Origin of the sequence: Prochlorococcus marinus str. MIT 9211 (assembly GCF_000018585.1) — a bacterium.
GTDB classification, from domain to species: domain Bacteria; phylum Cyanobacteriota; class Cyanobacteriia; order PCC-6307; family Cyanobiaceae; genus Prochlorococcus_D; species Prochlorococcus_D marinus_B.
Map to the genome: position 1 here is coordinate 1,256,870 of NC_009976.1, position 22,272 is coordinate 1,279,141.

Below are 22,272 nucleotides of genomic sequence, written 5' to 3' on the forward strand. Positions count from 1 at the left end.
AGTTAGTCAAAAGAAGGTTGTTTCGAGAAAGAATCTTTTAAAAAAGCAGCCGCCAATTCAACGTGAAGGGCATGAGATCCTCTGTAAACCAAAACCTGCGCTTTTGGCAAGCCGACTAAAGCCAAGTCACCAATCAAGTCAAGTAACTTATGCCTGACCGGTTCATTCTGAAATCTCAATGGCGGGTTTACCCAAAAGTTATCATCACATACCAAAGAATTCTCAAGACTGCCTCCTTTAATTAATCCTTGTTCTCTCAATTGATCGATTTGATCTTTAAATCCAAAGGTTCGTGCAGGTGCTATTTGATCAACAAATTTTCTTGGAGTTAGATCTATTGAAAAACTTTGTTGACCAATTGCTGGATAAGGAAAGTCAATAATTCCTATTAAGCTAAAGCTGTCAGCAGGAGTAGCTGTTATCACACTTCTACCCTTATGAATTATCAAAGGTTTCTTCAACTCAAGAATTTTTCTTTGCTCACTTTTTACTGACTCTAGACCTGCTTCTTTAATGGCTTCCACCCAACCAATTGCAGAACCATCTAGTAAAGGTATTTCTTCACCAGATACCTTTATTTGGACATGAGTAACTCCACAGCCAATTAAAGCTCCGAATAAGTGTTCAACTGTTGAAAGGGTTTTATTGCCAAGTCGTAGTGTTGTGCACAGTTGAGTACTGACTACTTTGTTGGGATTAATTAATTCAGTGAGACCTTCTTCTCCCGCCCAAACAAAATTAATACCAGGAGCAACAGATGGAGAAAGCGTTACCGTGGAATGCTCTCCGCTATGCAAGCAAATACCTTCCCGAGAGACAGACCGCCCAAGTGTCCATGCACCTTGATAATTTTCAGGAAGCCACTCCACTAGAATTTCCAACCAAAACCAAGGTTATATCTCCAATCATCACCAAAATCTTTACTCGCAGCTTCAAATCTTAATGGGCCTACAGGGGTATTAAAAGATAATCCAGCTCCAGGGGAAAATCCAGAACCTTCTTTTTCAAGAAGTTTTCCTGGCTTACCGGGAACATTTTCTTGAGTTGAAAAATCAGTACCTGCATCCACAAAGAAACTCCCTGAAACCATTCGCCAAATAGGGAATCGATACTCAGCAGAGGCCTCTCCAAAACTCCGACTTACTGCCAAATCACATGCAGCCCAACCACGTACAGACTTAGATCCTCCCAAACAAAATGCCTCATATGGGGGCAAATCTCCAACTATCGAACCAGCTTTAACTTGAAAGCCAAGAGTTTGAGGGCATTCATACTTTTCTCCAGCCTTAGGCCTACAGCCCTTATGTAATTTAACCCAATCAATCGGAATGAAATAAGAATAACTAGTTTTTAATCGGTTAAATGTTGGTGAGTTCTCTCCAACTGAAACAAATTGCTCTGTAGATAGACTAAATAAATTTCCAGAAGTAGGATTCCTTGAGTCATTTAATTTATTTCTATTCACTGCAGTTCTTACACTAACGAGTGTATTTTCTGTCGCACAATTAAAAGCTACACAAATAACATCATCATTAGTTGATGTATTAGAGGAAGTGTATTTATTATCTACTACCCCATAAGGTCTTTTATTAGAAGCATAGTCTATTGGCTCTACTTTTTGGAAATTCATTCCTGCCAAAACATTCCATTCAGCTTTTTTAAAAGGGTCGCCTCCATTTAATGGTCTAGAAAAAGAAAAACCTCCTCCAGTCTTCTGAAGAATAATTGAATCTCCAGCATAATCAAACCAACTTATAGTGGAATCACTTGCTTTTGCAGTGGCAATAGAACTAAAAGGTCCCCCAACACCGCCTCCATGAGCAGTACCAATATCATAAACAGTTGCAGATCCAGCTGAACCTGGTGCTTGGTAATAATCTTTTACTCCTTCAAATTTGCCACTATCATCACTCCTAAATTCTTGAGGGACTTCCCTACTAATGAAAACTGATGTTCTGAATGTAGTTCTAAATTTATCTCCCTTTATCCAAGGATCAGTCAATGAAAGTTTTACCAGAGCTCCATACTCTCCATAAGTAAAGTTCCAATCTGCAGTCCAAGATCTACCCAATAAATTTGACTCTTGAAGTCCTATAGAACCAAATGCACCTTGAGCACCACTATATCCAAGGCCACCAGTTAAAGAACCTGTTCTCTGTTCAGTGATCCCTAAGACAATAATTACTTTCCCTGGGTCTCCAGCCACTGGATTAAGTGTTACTTTTAGATCACTAAATAGAGATGTTCCATACAATCTTTTTATATCAGATTCTAAGACCTCTCTATTAAATACTGAACCAGGCTTAGTCAAAAGCTCCCTTTCAATAACCCAATTTCTTGTTTTACCTTTAACAGGCTTCCCATTCTCTCTTACTGTATTACCTTCCTGGTCAAGAAACTCAATCTTTACTGATTGTACGGTACCCTCTATAACTTTTAATTGCACAGTTCCATCAGCAGTTACTCTATTTGGGCCTAAAATTCTTGCCAATGAATAACCTTTTTTATTATACCAATCTTTTAAACTTTTCATCCTTAATTGGAGTACATTTAAATTCAATGTTTTTCCATAATCAAAATTAAAAATATTATCAATTACTTCTTGAGTAAGTTTTGTCCCTTCTGGATTAATCTCGATTTTTGTTAGTGAGGGGTTTGGCTCAACTCTAACCAAAAGTTGTACTCCCAAAGGAGTATTAATTGGGTCTATTGCTACACCTGAAAACCAACCAGTTGAATAGATTGAATTAAGATCATTCTTTACTTCTGATCTGGTAACTTTACTGCCAGGTCTAATACTCATTGCATCGTAAGCAGCATATTCCAATCTTTTCTGAGATGGATGTCCTTCAAGCCCCTTAATTACTACTTCAGAAATTTGAACCAAAGGTTCTGAGTCATCCGAATCGCTAGTTGCATCACCTTCTTTGGACTCGGCTATCTCAAAAGAATGCAAATCAGAAAATGATTTCTTTAAATTATCTTTTTCATTGGATGAATCTGAACTAGCAGAACCTCCTACGAGAGGCAAAGCCAATGCCAAAAGACATGCACCTCGCCTTAAAACTTGAATCGACTTGACTGTAGGTTTTCGGGTCATGGATTCTTAGACCAGATCTAAGAGCTTTATACAGTGCAGACATTATCTGTGAAAGTATCTTTTAAGGATTCCCTTGTATACGTTTAAGAATCTCCCCGTAGGCTTCCACAACCCCACCAAGGTCCTGGCGAAACCTATCTTTATCTAAAATTCTTTGTTCAGGGTCATCACTTCGTTGATCCCAAAGCCTGCAGCTATCAGGGCTAATCTCATCTGCTACCAATAATTCACCTGCGTTATTAAGTCCCATTTCCAATTTGAAATCTACCAACAAAAGATCTATCTTTTGAAAAAAATTCTTCAGAATATTATTAACTTTGAAAGCAATACTTTGAATTTCCAATCTTTGTCCAGAGGTTGTCAAGCCCAATAAATTCAATCTTGCATCTGTTAAGAGAGGATCTCCCAACTGGTCATCCTTGTAATAAAAATCCAGTAATGGTGAGGACAATTTTTCCCCTCTTTCCAATGGTGTCTCTTTACACAAAGAGCCGCACGCAATATTTCTAACAACGATTTCCAATGGGATCACATCAACTTTTTGAACCAGCATCCAAGTTTCGTCTTGAACCCCAAGAAAATGTGTCGGCACACCTTCTTTTTCAAGTAGCTGAAAAAGGGAAGCAGATATTTGACAATTTAATTTGCCTTTACCCTCTAATTCAGCATGCTTAAGGGCATTAAAAGCTGTGGCATCATTTTTAAAGTGAACCAGTAACTCATAAGGTTTATCCGTTGTGAAAATTGTTTTGGCCTTGCCATCAAATAAAAATGAACCTGGCTGTTTTTTCATTAAAAATAAATTAGGTTTGGTGGAGACTCGCAGAAAGGGGCCTTAAAAACGAAGTTCTAATAAAGCAATGCCAAAAATTTCTAAAGACTAAGAAGAAATAATTAACGAAAGCTGTTAAGCCCACATTGCCCTAGAAGATGCATCAGAATCAATAGAAGCATAAAGTCCTATTCCATTTATTCAATTCATCCACAGCCATACCTGTAAACAGATCATTTTCTAATCGATGAAAGCTACAAACACAAGCAATGATTCTCTGCCTTCATTCCAAAGAGTCCTTGTAGTTGGTAATGGTGGGCGCGAAAATTCATTGGCATGGGCGCTAAGCAAATGTGAAGGAATCTGCGAAGTATTTGTTGCTCCAGGCAATGGGGGTACAGAGGATCATCATCGCTGCCATTGCCTCAGTATTGATACCTCAAATGTTGAAGCATTAATTAGTTTTTGCCAGTCTAGAGAGATTCAATTAGTAGTGATAGGACCAGAAGCCCCTCTTGCTTCAGGTTTGGCTGACAAACTTCGAAAAGCAGGATTGTTGGTATTTGGCCCTGGTGCTGATGGGGCCCAAATAGAAGCCAGTAAAGATTGGGCCAAGAAATTAATGATTGAAGCTGGCATTCCAACTGCGCTTTATTGGTCTGCAAACTCAAAAGAACAAGCAATAGGATTACTCAAAAATTTTGAGCAATCCTTAGTTATCAAGGCCGATGGGCTTGCTTCAGGGAAAGGGGTGACGGTATGTAAATCCAAGGAAGAAGCTTTAAATGCAATAAATAATATCTTCGAGGGTAAGTTTGGTACTGCAGGAGAAACTGTCTTACTCGAAGAATGCCTTGAAGGTCCAGAAGTCTCTGTTTTTGCACTATGTGATGGAGAAGAGCTTTTAGTCTTACCAACAGCACAAGACCACAAACGCCTACTTGATAAAGATCAAGGTCCAAATACAGGAGGCATGGGTTCTTATGCACCCGCAAATATTCTTAGCAAACAACAATTAGAGGAAGTACAAGAAAAAATTCTTGATCCAACTTTAAAAGCTCTTAAAAGTAATAATATCGATTATCGAGGAGTTATATATGTAGGTCTAATGATTACTACTCAAGGACCAAAAGTTATTGAATTCAATTGTCGATTTGGGGACCCAGAATGCCAGGCTTTGATGCCATTAATGGGACCAGAATTTGCTCATATTCTTCAAGCTTGTGCAATGGGCTGTCTCAGAAAAGCTCCTAAGCTAACTGTCAATGATCTTTGTAGCGTTTGTATAGTTGCATCCTCCGCTGGGTACCCAGAAGCTCCTAAGAAAGGTGACATCATAAATATTGAGGTTATATCAAACCCATTATTTCAGATCTTTCAGGCTGGTACTAAAAAAATTGAATCTGGAGAATTATTAACTTCAGGTGGAAGAGTACTATCAGTTGTTGCTCAAGGGAATAACTTTGACGAGGCATTTAACCTCGCATATAAAGAGTTGAGTAAAATTAAATTCAAAGGAATGCATTACCGAAATGATATTGGCCATCAAATAAGAAAAAGTTCTTTTCTTCCCGAAAATTCTCTTTAATGGAAAGTACAGAATCTCAAACCATTATCGAAAAAAATCAAGTGAATCAGCAAAATGCCGTGAATGGTTTTTGGGGGGAGGTAAGTAGTTGGTGGGGGGAATTCAGTTTACGCTCTAAGTTACTAGCAATTGCAACTTTAGTTGTCAGTCTATTAATGACAGGCATCACATTTTTTGCATTAAGTAGTATCCAGCGTGATGCTGGTATGAATGACACTAGATATGCAAGAGATTTAGGTCTTCTACTTTCGGGAAATGTAACGGAATTAGTAGCAAAAGGGCAAGATAGAGAGTTATTTAATGTTGCCGAAAAATTCTGGAGATCAAGTAGAAATATTAGATATATATTTTTCACTGATCCAGAGGGTACTGTTCAATTAGGCATACCCATTAGTGCTACCCCAGACAATACTAACAATGACCTTCAACTAACAAGAAAGCTTAAGCTACCAAATGAACTTAAGAAAACGCCGCAGTTCCCTTTAGTTAGACAGCACCTAACCCCTCAAGGTCAAGTTACTGATGTATTTGTTGCACTTCTTTTTAAAGGTAAATATGTAGGCAACCTTGCATTAGGAGTAACACCTAATAAGACTGCACTTGAGAGTGCTTCGCTTACTAGAGAAATCACTATTGCTGTATTTATATCAATATGGATACTTGTCATCATTGGCTCAGTATTTAATGCACTAACAATTACACGTCCAGTAAGAGAACTTCTTGTTGGTGTTAAGGAAATAGCGCAAGGAAATTTTAAATCTCGAATTGATCTTCCTATGAGAGGAGAACTAGGCGAACTCTTGAATGGATTTAATGCTATGGCTTCACAACTTGAAGACTATGATGCTGCAAATATTGAAGAGTTAAAATCAGCCCAAGTTAAACAGCAATCTCTTATTGCAACTATGGCAGATGGTGCAATATTACTAGACCAAGAGGGTAGGATAGTATTGGTTAATGCTACTGCAAGAAGATTTTTTCGTTGGGAAGGGCGTAATCTTGAAGGGCAGGAACTAATTGATGAATTACCAGAAATAATTGCTAATGATTTACAACCAACTCTAGTTTCTATTAGAAATAATGTTTTAGAAAACTATGACCTTAGATGTAACATCGATGAACCTTCAAGGACTCTAAGAATTGTAATGCAATCAGTTCGAGACTCTACTGGTTCAAATCTAAAAGGTGTTGCAGTAACCATCCAGGATTTAACCAGAGAGGTAGAACTTAATGCTGCTCAAAGTCGTTTTATTAGCAATGTATCTCATGAATTAAGAACACCATTATTTAATATCAAGAGCTACGTTGAGACGCTACATGATCTCAATGATAAACTTACCGAAGAAGAAAAGATAGAGTTCCTTGGTATTGCGAATTCGGAAACAGACAGATTAACTCGATTAGTAAATGATGTACTAGATCTATCAAAACTTGAAACAAGCCCAAAGGTTAAATTTGAAAAGCTAAATATCGATCCTGGGATAGAACAAACTCTTCGAAATTATAAATTAAACGCCGAAGACAAGAAAGTAGATCTCTGTCATGAAATTGAAGAAAATTTACCTTCAATCCTTGGAAACTGGGATATGCTTTTACAAGTATTAGACAACTTGGTAGGTAACGCACTGAAATTTAGTAGACGTAGCGGAAAGTTAATGATCAGAGCCTATACATGGCCAGACATATGTATAACTTCTTTTAAGAATAAATCTAATGATGCCCCCTGCTGTGATGTGATTTCACCCCTCCCAAGAGTTCGTGTTGAAATATCGGATACAGGCTGCGGTATATCGAGAGAAGATCAACTGAAAATCTTTGAGAGATTCTATCGAGTAGAAAATTCTGTCCATACTGAAGCTGGGACTGGTCTTGGGTTATCGATAGTTAAAGGCATCCTAGGAAAGCATGGCAGCCAAATCCGAATGGCAAGTGAGCCCGAAATAGGAACAACTTTTTGGTTTGATCTTCCGCTTTCCGAAAGTGATGAGGATGAACTATTAATTGAATCAGAAAAGAAAGCTCGTGAATGGGAAAAAAGCCTGGAGGAAGAATTAAATTAAGATATGAATTTATTGTTTATCTTTTACTTCAATAGTTTTAAAAACACCTGGGATTGATTCATCACTATTTATCCGATGAGGGGCTCCGCTAAAGATTTGCTCAAAGTTACTAAAAGAGTCCTTTATCTCAGGTCCATCACTAGTTATGTTAAACTCTCTAATCCTTTTATCATGCCAAGAACCACGCATCTTAAATACATTTACAGCCCTAGCCATCTCCCCTCTAATCTCTACATATTGAAGAAGTAAAATTGTATCAGTAATTGTTGATATATGTGAGTCAGTTATAGAATGACTCCCCATAAATTCCTCTGCAGTATTTGTAAAAAAGCCGGCAATCTCTTCCTGCTTTGCATATCCAGTAACTCCTATTACAAACTGCCTAAATGCATTCAAACTTACGCCACGAGCCAATGCAGAAAGAGAGTCTATAGCCATTCTAGAGGGTTTAAATTGACTGATTTGAGTTTTAATTATCTGTAGATGATCTTCAAGACCAGTTGATTCAGGATATGCACAAATAATTTTCAACAATCCATCTCTTTCCATCTCTTCAAAGTCAATACCCCAACTTGTTGCGTTTCTAAGAAGTTGTGCTCGTGATTCTTCATAAGCAAAAAGAATTGCTCTTTGTTTATTGTTATATGCATCTTCAATAAATTTAGAAACCAGCATTGTCTTACCAGTCCCAGTTGCTCCAGTAGCAAGAATAATTGAGTCTTGAAAATAACCTCCTCCGCACATTTCATCTAAATCAGGGACACCCGAACTAATCCGCACATTAGAAGAGCGTTGAGTTAACCTCATAGCACCCAAGGGGAATACACTAATACCTTGACTACTCATAGTGAAAGGGAATTCACCTTTCATATGTGTAGTCCCTCTTAGTTTAAGTATTTCAACAGTTCTTCGCCTTCTTTCAGAATCTAAAACGTTCCTTAAAATCACTACATTGTCTGATACAAATTCTTCAACTCCATACCTAGCAATAGGTCCATATTCATCAACTCGTTCAGTTGTCATAATTGTTGTCACACCTATTTCTTTAAGTCTTGCTATTAATCTAAAAATCTCACGTCTAACCACATAAATTGCATCGTATTGCTGGAAAACTGCTGTCATTGAATCAATAGCAACCCTCTTTGCTTTATATTTTTTTATTGCATAAGTAATCCTTTCTATTAGGCCAGATAAGTCAAAGTTACCTGCAACATCTTGACCATCAGGATCAGGAGATGCATCCAGAATAAACAGTTTATTCTGATCAATTAAATCTTGAAGATTCCAACCAAAGCTTGCTGCATTCCTAATGATATCTAATGGAGATTCCTCAAAGGTAACAAAAATACCAGGTTCATCAAAATTACAAATGCCATGATGTAAATATTGCAAAGATAAAACTGTTTTCCCAGTTCCGGAAGTTCCGCTAACTAAAGTACTTCTGCCTATAGGCAAGCCTCCTTGACATACATCGTCAAAGCCTTCAATACCTGTTGGCAGCTTCTGTAAATTCATTTTGAGGGAAGATAAATTGTTAGCAAATTGCATGAAAACAAGTATTTAAATAAAAGCTAAGGCCTAGTCTTTCATTAGGGAGAAAATCAACAGTAATAATTAAAGATCTATTCTTTAATTATCCTCATCTGAATTGGGACTGGCAATAGATGATAAAAATTCATTCCCAGACAATTCTTCATAAAGCAAATCAAGCCCAATAAGTACTCTTTCTCTGTCTGATAGATCTCCAATAATACGCCGGACAGGGGGGGGGAGAATTTTGGTCAAGGTTGGAGTCGCTAATATTTTATCCTCTTCTGCTAGTTGAGGGCTTTTCAAAATATCAATCACCTTCAAGGCATATACCCCCTTAAATTCATTTTCTAAGATTTCATGGAGTGTTTTCAATGCTCGCATTGAATTTGGTGTATTGCCGGCCACATAAAGCTTAAGTATGTAGGTTTTCCTTGGACTCATTTTTAAAGTTCCTGAATAAACTATTCCTTAAAAATATGCTGAGGATATCTTGACTAAATACACCCTGAGCAGTGAAAATAAAAATCTGTTTTTAGATTGTGCAGCTGGCCTAATCGGCATCACCATAAAGTGAGATTAGTTTCACAATGGACCAAAAACCGAGCCTACTCACGTCTTCAGATTAATGACTTCTAGTAAAAAAACCACTGATAAATCCACCACCTCATCTTCCTCAAGCAATTATGCGATAGTTGAGACTTCAGGTTCGCAGTTCTGGCTAGAAGCAAACCGCTACTATGAATTAGATCGAATCAACGCTGATATTGATGAAATAATTACTCTAGATAAAGTCCTTTTATTAAATGATGAAAAAGGTATAACCCTAGGGAAGCCATACATAGATGGCGCAAAGGTTGAAGTCAAAGTAATAGCCCATAGAAGAGGACCCAAAATAATTGTTTATAAGATGCGCCCTAAGAAAAAAACCCGCAGAAAGAATGGACATCGGCAAGAACTCACAAGAGTAATGGTCCAATCAATAAAGACAGCTGCAAACAAAGTCTCAGCTACTAAGGGAAAGGTTGCTGCTCCTAAAGTTCAAACAAAAAAAGAAGCTAAAGGTTCAAAAACAGTCAATAAAGCCAAAGAACCAAGTAAAGTAAAGACACCAAAAACAAAAGGTACTGCAACCACCTAGCTATCAATGGCACATAAAAAAGGTACTGGCTCTACAAGAAATGGTAGAGATTCCAACTCTAAACGCCTTGGAGTCAAGGCTTATGGAGGTGAACCTGTAACCGCTGGTTCAATACTCATACGTCAAAGAGGTACTTCAGTCTTGCCAGGTATCAATGTTGGCAAAGGCAAGGATGATACCCTTTTTGCCTTAACTGATGGAATTGTCACTTTCGAAACTATTCGAAGAGGGCTTAAGAATCGCAAAAGAATAAGCGTTGCTTTAACGAGTTAATTAAGGCTTATCGGCTTATAAGCACGAGTAGTAATCAAAAATGGATGAAATACTTCAATAAAATTTGTCTGCAATGTCAAAAAGAATTTATTCACTATTGCTTCATCATCTATATGAAATGGATATTCGCCCTGATGGCCTTTGAAAAAGTACCAATTCAACAACGCTATTGAATCAGCAGATAGTCTATCTAAAAAAGATAAAAGCTGACTCGAAGGATCTGCAAGATGTTCTAACACATCAAGACATATAACGGTGTCAAATTGGATTTCACCTGTGCCTTCTAGATCTCTATGAACAGATAATCTTTCACTCAATCCAAGTTGCTTGGCTCGGTACTGAACAAAGTTCCTATTATCTGGGTTAAGGTCCACAAAGAATACATGCTCAACTGATGGCAAAGCAGCTGCAGCAATAGAATGAGTACCTATACCTCCACCAAAATCTAATACCTGGCCATTAGCAAACATACTCTGGAGTCTCAAGGTGTCAGCTATATAATCTGAACTCGCTAAATGCCACGCAGCCAACTCAAAAAGGTGTGCAGTACCAACCTTAGATTCATAGAAACCAATTAGATCATCATTCTTTAAGCTTCCTGGGTGTAAGGAAGCCATTTCTTTTATTCCCGATGATAAATCTTTTTCTAATTCCTCATCTGTTTTCCCCAAATATTCAGCCAAATGGGATTTAAGCTGAAAACCATTGCTTAGGAATTCCTCCAAATGGATATTGAACCTATTCATGCCTAGGATTCATTTAATTCACTATCACTCTCAAACTATATGTTTATGCTTAATTGTGTACACCATTAATTTTAAAAGATCACTTCTGAACCCAAGTTAATGGATGCCAAGTTTGGCTTCTTAGTCATAGACAAACCAGCAGGGGTTACTTCTCATGACTGTGTTAGTAGGCTTCGAAAAATTTTGAGAATAAAACGAGTTGGGCATGGGGGAACACTCGATCCATTAGTAACTGGGGTATTGCCTATAGCAATTGGTAAGGCGACAAGGCTTTTGCCTTATTTACATACATCGAAAAAGTATCAAGGCACAATCCAACTCGGAGAAAGAACTAATACCGATGACCTAGAGGGAGAAACAATCAAAAGTAGTCCCTGGCCACAATTAAGTGAAGCCGATCTAGATAAATTTCTAGATTTATTTAGAGGACGTATTTTTCAAGAGCCCCCTTTATTCTCAAGTGTTCATATAAATGGAGAGAGAGCTTATAAAAAAGCACGAAAAGGAGAAATATTTGATCTGCCTAGAAAAGAAATAACCATTTACCAGCTAAAGGTTAATTCTTGGAATCAGAGTACTGGAAGATTAGATTTATATATTCATTGTTCTTCAGGCACATATATCCGCTCTTTAGCAAGAGACCTAGGAGAAAATATAGGATGTGGAGGTATGTTATTTAAACTAAGGAGATTAGAAGCTTTAGGTTTCAATGAAGACGAAGTAATACCATTACCAGATCTTAATTATAATAAGGAAAAGTTGCTTTCAAAAGTTGTTGATCCTATTCTCTCATTAAATCACTTATCTAAATTCCGACTAAAGTGTGAAGAAGATTTTTACTGGAGAAACGGTCGTAAAATAATTACTTCAAATAGCCGTATTGAGGTATCTAAAATTATTGAGAAAGGTGAATTAAATTCATATAAAAATTTTTTATTGGTTATCAATAATGACTATTCTATAGCAGGGATTGCTGAATGGGTCGATGATTCAATAATTCAGCCAAAAGTAGTCTTAAATCCACTCTAAAAAGCCAATAAGGTTAAACTCAATTATATCTATATAAAAAAGGTATAATTCTTACTCCTTTATAATAATGGCGAAGAATTTTCTTAAAATTCTTACCTTTTTTAGCCATTCCATTAGCACCCCATTGACTCATACCCACCCCATGCCCTGCTCCAAACCCTTTAACAAGTAATGCATAATCTCTAGGAATAACAGGTAAATTAGGTGGAGTTTGTATCCCTATCTTAGGCAATGGGGGCAGCCCAAATGGTGATTTTATAGTTGTGGTTTTACTGCTTTTAGTTGATTGCATATATTCATTTATCATCTCTTGTTTGTTGTTATTATTTCTCTTAGGAATAATCATCTCAAATTGAATTAAAGTACTCTTCAAGCCTAATCTTTTTCTTAATTCTTTCCCAGAAAATACAGCCTTTCCTTTAGGTCCATATGCCAAAGCTTCTAAAACCCTATCGCTTTTCGTGGATCTAGTTAAACGAAGAGCGTTTAAACCTCCAATCTCTGAAAAGATAGATTGAAGTTCTCTTTTAGGAATTGTTTTAGTCCATTTAAAAGAAGGTGCATGTTGGTCAAAATCAATAACACTAACTAAATAAGGTTTTTGTCTTTTCCAGACTGAACCACTGTCCTCAGTTTTACCTCCTGAACTGCTATGAAAGACAGCATCTATTAATTTCCCGTTATGAACCAAGACTAAAGGCCTAGTTGATTTAACTGCTTTTCGAATATTGGCTGTTTCAGATTCAATCCCAAGATAAACCTGAGATTGTTCTGTAGATCCAATATCGTAGTTTCCTTTTTTTTTCAATTGATTTAATGCATAAGTCCTTGCAGCAACAGCTTGAGCCTTTAAAGCTTCCATAGGCCAAGATTTAGGCATTTCCCCGCCAACAACACTTTGCAAATATTTTTCAACACGCAAATGATTTATAACCCTTAATTTATCCCCTATCCCAGTAACTCTAAGCTCCCCAGCATATCTTCTTTTGCCAAGCCATATCCCTCGTGGATCGCGGCTCCTAATCCTCAAAGCGCTTTTCAAAGGGAGTCTATCTACGTTTTTAAAATCACCATTAACAATTGACTTGATGAAACCGTTTTCAACTATAAGTTTCAATGAATCCAAACTCTTTTCTCGACTTATGGCATCGAGTCCTTTAACAAGAATTGGCGTTGAGCCATCAGATCTAATTGAAAGATTACTTGCATCAAGAAGCAATACACGAATAAATGGTTCTTGCTGAGCCTTAATATCCGTAATTGGATAGACCAAGACTATGGCAAAAACAGGTAGTAGTTGAAATAAAGCCTTTAGCAAAAGGACAGTCCAATACCAATAAGAATACGAATCTAATTTTTTCTAGGAGACAGTTCTACCAAAAAAGGTCAGACTCGGAAATGTCAGAACCTTGATTGACCACCTTAGAAAGTTGCAAATTACATTCCTAGGAACAAGTTCAGGCGTTCCAACAAGAAGTCGCAATGTATCGGCTTTAGCTTTACGACTACCTCAAAGGTCTGAGCTGTGGTTATTTGACTGTGGGGAAGGCACTCAACATCAATTTCTACGCAGTGATCTTAGGACTTCTCAGCTTAGAAGAATATTCATTACCCATATGCATGGAGACCATATTTATGGCTTACCAGGATTACTTGCAAGCTTAGGACTCGCTGGCAATAGTTCTGGAATAGATCTATATGGACCCAATCCATTGAGCAATTACTTAAATGGTGTGCTGAAAAGTAGCTCCAGTCGAATCTCCTATCCATTCCAAATTCATTCAGTAGAAAAAGTTGCTGAAGATAACCAAATCGTTTTTGAAGACAAGGATTTTATTGTTCGCTGCAAACCATTAATCCATAGAATCCCAGCTTTTGCCTATAGAGTTGACCAAAAGCCAAGGCCAGGAAGATTTAATCTTGAGAAAGCAAAGGCTTTTAACATCCCTCCAGGACCAGTATTTGCAAAGTTAAAACTTGGACAACAGGTAAGACTTGAAGATGGCCGAATTATTAATGGAAAAGATTTTTGTGGACCTCAAAAAGCTGGGAAAAGCATTGTTTACTGCACAGATACGATTTTCTCCAAAGCAGCAATTCAACTTGCCAAAGGAGCAGATTTGCTCATACATGAATCAACTTTTGCAGACAAAGATACAGATATGGCCTTTCAAAGGAAGCATTCAACCTCAAGAATGGCAGCCCAAACCGCTAAAGAAGCGGGTGTAGGTAAGCTTGTTCTTACTCATCTGAGTCCCAGATATGCTCCTGGGAATGCCTTTTCTCCTAATGACTTGCTTAAAGAAGCAAAAGAAATTTTTCCCAATACCCTTCTAGCAAAGGATTTTATGCAAATTGATATAGAAAAGCCTGAAACAGTTCGTGATACCTAGCCGATCTCATCCCACATCATGAAAGAATGGCTGCGTGCGGTTGTATCCGTAAGTCTTTGGTGTATTCAATGACCTCTCTATTTTCTTTCTTGAAACGTTCTCTATCAAGATTACTGGTCTTGATACCAGTAATATTTGGTTTGACTATCAGTCCAATATCCGTAGGTGCGCTATATCCAAGTGATCCATCTTCAGTAGATTCGCTTGACACTAGCCTCCATGGCCAAAACCTTCAGAACACTGAATATGTCAAATATGACCTTTCAGGAAGGGACTTAGGCGATGCAAATCTAAGTGGCTCATATTTCAGCGTATCAAGCCTTAAAAATGCTGACCTAAGAGGAGCAAACCTGCAAAACGTTATTGCATATGCCACTCGCTTTGATAATGCAGATCTTTCGGGCGCCAACCTGAGTGGTGCAGAGCTCTTAAAAAGCGTTTTTAATGGTGCAGTTATAGAAGGAACTGACTTCACAAACGCTGTACTGGATCTACCTCAAGTTAAATCCTTATGCGAAAGAGCAACTGGAAAAACAGCTGAAAGCCTTCAGTGCAGCCAGCTAAATCAATCTTATGTACCAGCCTCCAAAGGAGAAAACAAATTCAACCCTGGGATTGGCTAAAGATTAGATTATTTATTCCAAATAGCTAATAAAAAAGGGCCTTATAGGCCCTTTTTTATTAGCTATTTGAATCTGTTGGCTTATTTAGCACTAAAGATTCATGGAGCAGTTACATAGTAAAAAGCTGCTGCTGCTGCACCAACAACAAACATTGGCAGTCCTACTACCAGGTGAGCACCGCCAAAGCCAACACCTTTAGAACGAATAATGTAATAAGCAACACCAGCCGCACCAGCTGCCAATGGAATAGCTGCATGCAAAATTGAAGCAACAGCGTGATAATCGAAGTTCATTCGTAAATTAAGCCTTTGTGAAAAGAGTATCTCAGTAAATCGTTAATAAATGGATATTTGAAGTGAAAAGTCAAAATTAATCAACAACCCTTTTCAATACTTGTATTTTAATAAGACCAAGGAAGTGAAAATCAAATGTTATTTAAACCTAGTAAGGGCAGACGTTTGACTCATCCTTGGAGCGGAAATGCCTGCTGTACCACCATTCCTGCATAACTGGAGTAAACCGATCAGAAAAAAAAGTAAGAGTTGTTGGAATAGATCTAGCACCGGGTTGCAAAATTTCGACTGAATAAGATGGACATCGTCTAGCGGCTATATCTGGGACCAACCTTGAGCCAATCCTCCTCCAACTTGGCTCCTTGCTCTTCCAAGCTATACGTGAGCAAGGCCAAGGGAGCTCTTCCCTATCAAATAATCTGCAACAAGGTCCTACAACTCGAAAACTAAAATGACCTCCAGCACTTGGATGCACACTCCCATGCTCCAAGAGGGTCTCTATTCTCTTTTCAGAAATTGGTTGAAAACTCACTAAATAATCTCAGGGGGATTTGCCCCCAACAAAAAGCCACCCTCAGAGGGTGGCTGATTAATGCTTGAAACGCAACTATTAAATCTTCGACTGAGACAGACAGACAGAAAACTATTTAATAAAGCTCTTCTTCTGCATGAGTTGTAATAGTTACGTCAGAAGTTGGATAAGCGACACAAGTTAAAACGAAACCAGCTTCAAGTTGGTCATCATCTAAGAAACTTTGGTCAGACTGATCCACACTGCCAGCTGTGATTTTGCCTGCACAGGTAGAACAAGCTCCTGCTCTACAAGAGTAAGGGAGGTCTATTCCCTGTTCTTCGGCAGCATCGAGAATGTACTGATCATCAGGCACCTCAATGGTCGAATTCAAACCTTCGTTAGCATTAACAAGGGTGACTTTATAAGAAGCCATGGGATATCAAAGGGGGACTTGGGAAATTGGAGGTAAAAATTTTTACCTCAAGACGGATCCTTTTTACACTGTCTTGGGTCAAAAGAAACTCAAAATTGTAAGAAAAAGCATGCAAGCCAATCAAAAATCAATAATTAATAAGTTTAGCTTATCAATGATTCTAGTGACGAGATGACTTGGAAAGCTGAATTAAAGCCCAATTATCTTGTTGATAAGAAGCAATAAAGTTCCAACCAAGGTCAACAAGGAACTTAGTTATATCCTGCATTTGCTCAACCAACAACCCGCTAATGAGCGCATTTCCTTGAGGAGAAATTACCCGATCAAAATCTTCTCCTAAGGTCTTAATAACTGGAGCAAGAATATTGCAAAGGAGTAAATCAGCCTTTGCTCCTTGTAACTCGTTATGAACAGTATCAATTGATCCATGGAAAGTTCTAAAACTATTTTCATCGAAATCATTTAAGAAGGCATTGCGCTGGGCCGATCCAATCGCCAAGGGGTCAATATCTACTCCTATAACTTCCTTAGCACCTAATCTGAGCGCAGCCAAGCCTAAAACCCCACTTCCACAGCCTATATCAACAATTCTCAGATCTTTAGGTCGCTGTCTTTCAATTGCCTCCAAGCATAGCTTTGTGGTCGGATGATCCCCTGTTCCAAATGCTGCGCCTGGGTCTAGTTTCACAACAATTCTTTCTGAATAAGACGCAGGTAAATCCATCCATGCAGGCAAAATTAAAAGTCTTTTCCCAACAGGAGCTGGCCCCCAATATTTTTTCCAACTAGAACTCCAATCCTCATCATCAACTTTCTCCCAAGTTACTTGTTCTAGGGTTTTATCAAAGGTTCTTGCAAGAGGCTTAAAGCAATTGATTAACTGCTCACGTTGATACTTAGGCCACTCAGAAGATATCAGCCAAATATAAAAAAAAGATCGAGAATTATTTTTCGGATCGATTTCTATCGCATATGACTTGATCGAAAGATGCTGAAGCTTCCATATCATCGACTCCTCAAGTTCATGAGGAACAGGTAATTTTAATCGCCACCAAAAAATATTTCGAAAATCAATCAATTTTAAAATCCTATAAAGTTACTGGATGTGCCTCATTAATACCTTGGATTTGAAGAATAGACTTCAAAAGTTCTGATGGAATTGGATCATCAATACTCAGCACCATTACTGCTTCTCCCCTAACTATGCGTCTTCCAACTTGCATTGACGCAATATTCACATTATGAACACCAAGCAAAGATCCAATCTTTCCAATTATGCCAGGCATATCCCGATGCCTCGTAAAAAGCATATGCCTACTTGGAGCTACATTGACAGGGAATTCATCTATACAAGTTATACGTAAATCACCATCAGCGAAGACTGTTCCAGCCAAGCTATGACTCCCGTCATCTGCGACCGTAGTTAACTGAAGTGATCCCCCAGAGAAATCAGGACAACTCTCATCTTTCACTTCTAAGACATTGATTCCCCTACCTTTAGCTTCTAAAGAAGCATTTACATAATTGATCCTGTCACCTAAGGCTGTAGAAAGAAGTCCCTTTAAAGTGGCTACTACTAAAGGTTGAGAAGGATGTTGAGCAAATTCTCCCTGCAAACGAACTTCTAATTTCTGTATATGCCCTCCAGAGATCTGGCTGGCTAATAATCCAAGCGTTTCGGCAAGCTGTAAATGAGGCTTTAGGCTATCCATGATTTCAGCACTTAATCCAGGAATATTTACAGCGCTGCGAGCAGGCAAACCTAATAAAACATCACGAATCTGCTCCGCAACATCTATAGCAACATTCTCTTGAGCCTCAGCAGTAGAAGCACCCAAATGAGGTGTGAGAATTAGGCCTTTATTAACAGAAAGCAAAGGGGAATCTTTTTTCAGTGGTTCTTCTGCATATACATCCAATGCAGCACCCGCTATGACTTCAGAATTCAATGCATCTGCCAAAGCTGCTTCATCAATAATTCCGCCTCTTGCGCAATTCACCAATCTTGCAGTGCTCTTCATAGTTGAGAGCAATTGAGCATTAACTAAGTTTTCGGTTTCCGGTGTTCTTGGCAGATGAAGTGTTATGTAGTCGGCTTCTTCGAAAAGGTTGTCAATTGAACTAAGCCTGACTTGCATTTGCTGGGCTCGATCAGCAGATACAAAAGGATCAAAAGCAATAACCTCCATCCCCATTGCATTAGCTACTTTTGCGACATGAGAGCCGATCTTTCCAAGCCCAACTACTCCTAAGATTTTTTTATAAAGTTCATTACCAACATATTTCTTTCTTTCCCATAGGCCGCCAAAAGTACTCGAGTGAGCTTGAGGAATATTTCGGGAAAGAGCTAGAAGCAAGGCAAGTGCATGCTCTGCAGCAGCAATCGTATTTCCACCAGGAGAATTTACTACTAAAACCCCTCGCTTAGTTGCCGCAGGGACATCAACATTGTCCACTCCAACACCAGCTCTACCAATAATGCGTAATCGATCACTAGCTTCTATAACCTCAGAGGTGACTTGTGTGCCAGATCGAATCATCAGTGCTTCATATTCACTGATAACCTCCTTCAATTGTTCATTTGAAAGATCTATACGTTGATCAACTTGAGCTACCTGACTAAGGATCTCGATGCCTGCCTGATCTATGGGATCAGAAACCAAAACTTTCGTCATTTAAGGCGAGAATATGCCTATATGAACTTTAATAAGCAAAATGTACCTGATGAGCTTTCTGCAATTCAGGGTCAGAATTTACACAATTAATGAAGATTAAATGACCATTTCAATACTTGTTCTAAAAAAAGCTCAAGAAGCTTTTGAACTGGCAAAGCAGCTAAGAGCATCTAAAACTCAAATAACAAAGTTTGAGCTAATAGAGCCTCTTCAAAGCACTGATAAGCAATTATCAGAGGATCTCTCAAGTATTAAAACTGACTCATCTGACGAGAGCTTGAGACTTCTGAAAAGTATTTCTATTAATGATGTCAAACTACTAAACCCAAAAATTACTCGCAAAGAACGTCAGCGCAGTATGAGCCTATGGTTAATGCCTTTCGGCTTAATCGCAGGTATAACCTTTGCTGGAATGACTAATCTGAAAACATTTTCAGACTTTGGATTTGGACCAATAGGAGAAACAATTTTTGGAGGTTTTCTAGGGATGCTATCTGGCTGGATAGGAAGTTTTTTTGCAGCAGCTAGCGTGAATACTTATCAAGAAGATGTCAAAGCACTTCGAAAACGACATGAACAAGGATATTGGCTTGTAGTTCTACAAACACCTTCGGAGATCCAGCTGCCATGGGAATTAATTCAAGGAATCCAACCAATTGAAGTAGTTAGCGTGAATGAGCTTTGAAATTAATTTCCAGGGACTTAATCAAACGTTCTAAAAATGCCGAAACCCTAGAAAGGCTTATCTCTCTAGGGGAAAAAGCTCATAAAACTTGGCAAGAATTATGGTCTCCCTTTGTTGAAGCCCAACTAATAGAAGAGATTCTAAAAATCTTCGATCCAATTCATGAAATCAATTGTCATGCTGACGGTGGCTACTTAGGAGCTGAAAGAAAAAGAATTCTTTTCAGAAGGACTCATGAAGGTGAAAAGAAGATCTTTCCAAAGCCAACTCTTTCCGGAATGCAAATAGAAGGGAATTTTCTATTTGACAAAACCAGAATCCAAGACTTTAAAGAAGCCCTAGAAGAAAAAGGCATCTCGCCAAGTGATTTAGGGGATATTTGGATAGTTGGGGATAGAGGTGCTCAATTGATCTGTACTAGAGAGGCTGGTTTACTGCTCAACAAACAAAATGGGTTAATAAGAGAAGTAAGCATCAAATATGAATTACTCGATATCAATCAATTAAGACTTCCGAGCAAGCGGATGCCGAAAAAAATAACAACTATCGAAGCATCTACTCGTCTAGATTCAATCTCTTCAGCAGGGTTTGGGCTCTCTAGAGCCAAGATAGTTACTGAAATCAAAGCCGGTCGCATTCGACTTAACTGGACGAGAGCAAACCAACCATTTAAAGACGTTAAATCAGGTGACAGAATTCATCTTGAGGGGAAAGGCAGCTTATTAATTCAAAATATTGAACCTACTAAACGAGCGCGCTGGCGAGTTGTATTACAACGCGAATAAGAATTCGGAAAGACTTGCTGCTAGCTTATTTCTCTTAGAGCCATCTTTAGATGGAAACTAGTTGGGCGATTAGCTCAGAGGTAGAGCACTACCTTGACACGGTAGGAGTCACTGGTTCGATTCCAGTATCGCCCATGTTTTGTAAGTCAAATTAATCCTTCAAATCCCAAAGTTATTGTGGTTGGACTAGGCCGTTCAGGCTTAGGAGCAGCAAAGCTTCTCAACGAGCAAGGAGCAAATGTTGTTGTGTTTGAACAATCCAATGGGCCTTCCTTGGAGGCATTATCTAAAGAACTAAATAATCAAGGTATTGATGTAAAGCTTGGCGTATCACTTGAGTTAAAGAGTTTTGAACCATGGCTCTCGAATTTAAAATCAGTAGTGACTAGCCCTGCAATCGCATGGGACCATTGCACCCTAAATGCATTAAGAAACAAAGGCATTGAAATTGAAAGTGAGATTTCCTTGGCATGGAAAGCTTTAAAACATATTCCTTGGATAGGTGTTACTGGGACAAATGGCAAAACAACTGTTACTCATATGCTCCATCATGTTTTGAATAGCAATCAAATCAATACAGCGATGGGAGGGAATGTTGGAATACCAGCATCCCAAATAGCGTTGGATTCTATAAGGTCCTCAAGAACGGAACCCAACTGGTTAGTAATGGAATTAAGCAGCTATCAACTAGAAACAAGTCCTAATATCTCACCCAAAATAGGAATTTGGACAACTCTTACCCCCGATCATCTAGAAAGACATGGATCACTTGAAAACTATTCCGATATAAAAAAAAGACTTCTAGAAAACTCTTCTATTCGTATTTATAACCTAGATGATCATTTCCTGAAGAACGCTCGATCGAAACTAATGGAGGGGATTTGGGTTAGCACTAATGGAGCTGCAATAAATAATAATCAAGCCGACTTCTGGATAACCTCGAAAGGAAAGCTATATGAAAAAGGTGAAGAGATATTAGATACTACTTTGCTAAACATACCTGGAAGGCACAATCTACAAAATCTTTTATTAGTAACAGCTGCAGCAAGAGAAATAGGTTTATCGCCAAGAGATATTGAACAAGCAATTGCATCTTTTAAAGGCGTACCTCATCGATTAGAGAAGATTGCAAATATAAAAGGTATAGAGATTTTTAATGACAGCAAAGCCACTAATTATGAAGCCGCTAAAATAGGTCTTGAAGCAGTCCCATCTCCTACAATAGTTATCGCAGGAGGTCAAAGCAAAAAAGGCAACCCCAATGACTGGTTGCAAGCGTTAAATAAAAAAGCTTGCGCAGTTGTTCTCTTTGGCGCTAGCGCTAATACTCTTTTCGACCTTATCCGAGACTCAAAATTTTCAGGTCCTGTCAATTGTTTCCCATCACTTAATGATGCGATTGAAACAGTTTTCAATCTTGCCTTTGAGGAAAAAGCAAAAAGTATTTTATTATCACCAGCATGCGCAAGCTTCGACCAATATAAAGACTACGAAGAGCGAGGTAATGAATTTAAAAAGATAATCAATCAATGGCTAATCCTTAATTCCTAGCAAGCTACAAAAAAGTGCTTTGGTTAAGGCAAAGTAATAATCTTATCTTCTGCAAACAATAAATAATTACAAGGCAATGCC

22 protein-coding genes and 1 tRNA gene are annotated in these 22,272 nt (G+C 38.3%); 11 read left to right on the forward strand and 12 right to left on the reverse strand.

Features of this window, described 5'->3' with window-relative positions; all coding sequences use genetic code 11:
- Positions 1 to 2: 2 nt before the first annotated feature.
- The 3 genes from lpxC to purC all read right to left on the reverse strand — a co-directional run bounded on the left by lpxC (position 3) and on the right by purC (position 3,893).
- Entirely contained in the window at positions 3 to 869 is an 867-nt protein-coding gene (gene lpxC / locus P9211_RS06780) for a UDP-3-O-acyl-N-acetylglucosamine deacetylase (protein WP_012195943.1), read from the reverse strand.
- A complete protein-coding gene (locus P9211_RS06785; protein ID WP_012195944.1) occupies positions 869 to 3,100 on the reverse strand; it encodes a BamA/TamA family outer membrane protein in 2,232 nt (743 codons plus the stop codon). Before P9211_RS06785 ends, lpxC begins: the two co-directional genes overlap by 1 nt.
- 61 nt (positions 3,101 to 3,161) lie before the next feature.
- Positions 3,162 to 3,893: a phosphoribosylaminoimidazolesuccinocarboxamide synthase gene (purC, locus tag P9211_RS06790; RefSeq protein WP_012195945.1), complete on the reverse strand. Its 732-nt coding sequence runs from the start codon at positions 3,891 to 3,893 to the stop codon at positions 3,162 to 3,164.
- 226 nt (positions 3,894 to 4,119) lie between these two features.
- Between purC and purD the strand changes: the two genes are divergently transcribed.
- Positions 4,120 to 5,460 carry a phosphoribosylamine--glycine ligase gene (gene purD, locus P9211_RS06795; protein ID WP_012195946.1) on the forward strand — a complete coding sequence of 447 codons (1,341 nt, stop codon included), beginning with the start codon at positions 4,120 to 4,122 and terminating at the stop codon, positions 5,458 to 5,460.
- Positions 5,460 to 7,520 carry a HAMP domain-containing sensor histidine kinase gene (locus P9211_RS06800; RefSeq protein ID WP_012195947.1) on the forward strand — a complete coding sequence of 687 codons (2,061 nt, stop codon included), beginning with the start codon at positions 5,460 to 5,462 and terminating at the stop codon, positions 7,518 to 7,520. Before purD ends, P9211_RS06800 begins: the two co-directional genes overlap by 1 nt.
- 9 nt (positions 7,521 to 7,529) lie before the next feature.
- Here P9211_RS06800 and kaiC read toward each other — a convergent pair whose 3' ends face one another.
- Together kaiC and kaiB are read right to left on the reverse strand one after the other, a co-directional pair.
- Entirely contained in the window at positions 7,530 to 9,035 is a 1,506-nt protein-coding gene (gene kaiC / locus P9211_RS06805; protein WP_086934913.1) for a circadian clock protein KaiC, read from the reverse strand.
- A 114-nt stretch (positions 9,036 to 9,149) separates the two neighbouring features.
- The gene (gene kaiB / locus P9211_RS06810) at positions 9,150 to 9,494 is read right to left on the reverse strand and encodes a circadian clock protein KaiB (protein ID WP_012195949.1); all 345 of its coding nucleotides are present in this window, start codon (positions 9,492 to 9,494) and stop codon (positions 9,150 to 9,152) included.
- 184 nt (positions 9,495 to 9,678) lie between these two features.
- Between kaiB and rplU the strand changes: the two genes are divergently transcribed.
- On the forward strand, positions 9,679 to 10,191 hold the full coding sequence (rplU, locus tag P9211_RS06815) for a 50S ribosomal protein L21 (RefSeq protein WP_012195950.1): 513 nt from the start codon (positions 9,679 to 9,681) through the stop codon (positions 10,189 to 10,191).
- A gap of 6 nt (positions 10,192 to 10,197) precedes the next feature.
- Positions 10,198 to 10,464, forward strand: a complete 267-nt coding sequence (gene rpmA / locus P9211_RS06820; RefSeq protein ID WP_012195951.1) for a 50S ribosomal protein L27 — start codon at positions 10,198 to 10,200, stop codon at positions 10,462 to 10,464.
- Here rpmA and P9211_RS06825 read toward each other — a convergent pair.
- Complete coding sequence (locus P9211_RS06825) at positions 10,461 to 11,210, reverse strand: class I SAM-dependent methyltransferase (protein WP_041391184.1); 750 nt, start codon at positions 11,208 to 11,210, stop codon at positions 10,461 to 10,463. The two genes, rpmA and P9211_RS06825, sit on opposite strands and share 4 nt — an antisense overlap.
- A gap of 99 nt (positions 11,211 to 11,309) precedes the next feature.
- Here P9211_RS06825 and truB point away from each other — a divergent pair, with 99 nt between their 5' ends.
- On the forward strand, positions 11,310 to 12,239 hold the full coding sequence (truB, locus tag P9211_RS06830; RefSeq protein ID WP_012195953.1) for a tRNA pseudouridine(55) synthase TruB: 930 nt from the start codon (positions 11,310 to 11,312) through the stop codon (positions 12,237 to 12,239).
- Between the two features lie 19 nt (positions 12,240 to 12,258).
- Here truB and P9211_RS06835 read toward each other — a convergent pair whose 3' ends face one another.
- Positions 12,259 to 13,557 carry a SpoIID/LytB domain-containing protein gene (locus P9211_RS06835; RefSeq protein ID WP_012195954.1) on the reverse strand — a complete coding sequence of 433 codons (1,299 nt, stop codon included), beginning with the start codon at positions 13,555 to 13,557 and terminating at the stop codon, positions 12,259 to 12,261.
- 112 nt (positions 13,558 to 13,669) lie between these two features.
- On the opposite strand from P9211_RS06835, the gene rnz reads away from it, so the two are divergent.
- Both rnz and P9211_RS06845 read left to right on the forward strand, forming a co-directional pair.
- On the forward strand, positions 13,670 to 14,632 hold the full coding sequence (gene rnz, locus P9211_RS06840) for a ribonuclease Z (RefSeq protein WP_041391584.1): 963 nt from the start codon (positions 13,670 to 13,672) through the stop codon (positions 14,630 to 14,632).
- Between the two features lie 68 nt (positions 14,633 to 14,700).
- Positions 14,701 to 15,255: a pentapeptide repeat-containing protein gene (locus P9211_RS06845; RefSeq protein WP_012195956.1), complete on the forward strand. Its 555-nt coding sequence runs from the start codon at positions 14,701 to 14,703 to the stop codon at positions 15,253 to 15,255.
- Positions 15,256 to 15,353: 98 nt separating this feature from the next.
- Here the strand turns inward: P9211_RS06845 and P9211_RS06850 are convergent, their stop codons facing one another.
- From P9211_RS06850 to serA, 5 genes are all read right to left on the reverse strand, one after another.
- Positions 15,354 to 15,548 carry a hypothetical protein gene (locus P9211_RS06850; protein ID WP_012195957.1) on the reverse strand — a complete coding sequence of 65 codons (195 nt, stop codon included), beginning with the start codon at positions 15,546 to 15,548 and terminating at the stop codon, positions 15,354 to 15,356.
- Between the two features lie 148 nt (positions 15,549 to 15,696).
- Entirely contained in the window at positions 15,697 to 16,080 is a 384-nt protein-coding gene (locus P9211_RS06855; RefSeq protein ID WP_012195958.1) for a hypothetical protein, read from the reverse strand.
- A 115-nt stretch (positions 16,081 to 16,195) separates the two neighbouring features.
- Entirely contained in the window at positions 16,196 to 16,495 is a 300-nt protein-coding gene (locus P9211_RS06860; RefSeq protein WP_012195959.1) for a ferredoxin, read from the reverse strand.
- Positions 16,496 to 16,655: 160 nt separating this feature from the next.
- Positions 16,656 to 17,573, reverse strand: coding sequence for a 50S ribosomal protein L11 methyltransferase (prmA, locus tag P9211_RS06865; protein ID WP_012195960.1), 918 nt, complete (start codon positions 17,571 to 17,573; stop codon positions 16,656 to 16,658).
- A 10-nt stretch (positions 17,574 to 17,583) separates the two neighbouring features.
- Positions 17,584 to 19,170 (reverse strand): phosphoglycerate dehydrogenase, encoded by a 1,587-nt coding sequence (gene serA / locus P9211_RS06870; RefSeq protein ID WP_012195961.1) that lies wholly within the window; start codon positions 19,168 to 19,170, stop codon positions 17,584 to 17,586.
- 100 nt (positions 19,171 to 19,270) lie between these two features.
- Between serA and P9211_RS06875 the strand changes: the two genes are divergently transcribed.
- The 4 genes from P9211_RS06875 to murD all read left to right on the forward strand — a co-directional run bounded on the left by P9211_RS06875 (position 19,271) and on the right by murD (position 22,191).
- Entirely contained in the window at positions 19,271 to 19,855 is a 585-nt protein-coding gene (locus P9211_RS06875; protein ID WP_012195962.1) for a hypothetical protein, read from the forward strand.
- Positions 19,852 to 20,640, forward strand: a complete 789-nt coding sequence (locus P9211_RS06880) for a photosystem II S4 domain protein (RefSeq protein WP_012195963.1) — start codon at positions 19,852 to 19,854, stop codon at positions 20,638 to 20,640. The genes P9211_RS06875 and P9211_RS06880 overlap by 4 nt, the downstream gene beginning before the upstream one ends.
- Before the next feature lie 63 nt (positions 20,641 to 20,703).
- Positions 20,704 to 20,775, forward strand: a tRNA-Val gene (locus tag P9211_RS06885).
- 42 nt (positions 20,776 to 20,817) lie between these two features.
- Positions 20,818 to 22,191 carry a UDP-N-acetylmuramoyl-L-alanine--D-glutamate ligase gene (murD, locus tag P9211_RS06890; RefSeq protein ID WP_012195964.1) on the forward strand — a complete coding sequence of 458 codons (1,374 nt, stop codon included), beginning with the start codon at positions 20,818 to 20,820 and terminating at the stop codon, positions 22,189 to 22,191.
- Positions 22,192 to 22,272 lie beyond the last annotated feature (81 nt).

Bases quoted from the DNA above. Each gene is read 5' to 3' on its own strand.
- P9211_RS06845 (WP_012195956.1), top strand. From the start codon at position 14,701: ATGACCTCTCTATTTTCTTTCTTGAAACGTTCTCTATCAAGATTACTG.
- purC (WP_012195945.1), bottom strand. From the start codon at position 3,893: ATGAAAAAACAGCCAGGTTCATTTTTATTTGATGGCAAGGCCAAAACA.
- P9211_RS06785 (WP_012195944.1), bottom strand. From the start codon at position 3,100: ATGACCCGAAAACCTACAGTCAAGTCGATTCAAGTTTTAAGGCGAGGT.
- truB (WP_012195953.1), top strand. From the start codon at position 11,310: ATGGATGCCAAGTTTGGCTTCTTAGTCATAGACAAACCAGCAGGGGTT.
- serA (WP_012195961.1), bottom strand. From the start codon at position 19,170: ATGACGAAAGTTTTGGTTTCTGATCCCATAGATCAGGCAGGCATCGAG.
- P9211_RS06875 (WP_012195962.1), top strand. From the start codon at position 19,271: ATGACCATTTCAATACTTGTTCTAAAAAAAGCTCAAGAAGCTTTTGAA.
- P9211_RS06800 (WP_012195947.1), top strand. From the start codon at position 5,460: ATGGAAAGTACAGAATCTCAAACCATTATCGAAAAAAATCAAGTGAAT.
- P9211_RS06850 (WP_012195957.1), bottom strand. From the start codon at position 15,548: ATGAACTTCGATTATCACGCTGTTGCTTCAATTTTGCATGCAGCTATT.
- kaiB (WP_012195949.1), bottom strand. From the start codon at position 9,494: ATGAGTCCAAGGAAAACCTACATACTTAAGCTTTATGTGGCCGGCAAT.
- purD (WP_012195946.1), top strand. From the start codon at position 4,120: ATGAAAGCTACAAACACAAGCAATGATTCTCTGCCTTCATTCCAAAGA.
- P9211_RS06860 (WP_012195959.1), bottom strand. From the start codon at position 16,495: ATGGCTTCTTATAAAGTCACCCTTGTTAATGCTAACGAAGGTTTGAAT.
- rpmA (WP_012195951.1), top strand. From the start codon at position 10,198: ATGGCACATAAAAAAGGTACTGGCTCTACAAGAAATGGTAGAGATTCC.
- kaiC (WP_086934913.1), bottom strand. From the start codon at position 9,035: ATGAATTTACAGAAGCTGCCAACAGGTATTGAAGGCTTTGACGATGTA.
- P9211_RS06825 (WP_041391184.1), bottom strand. From the start codon at position 11,210: ATGAATAGGTTCAATATCCATTTGGAGGAATTCCTAAGCAATGGTTTT.
- rplU (WP_012195950.1), top strand. From the start codon at position 9,679: ATGACTTCTAGTAAAAAAACCACTGATAAATCCACCACCTCATCTTCC.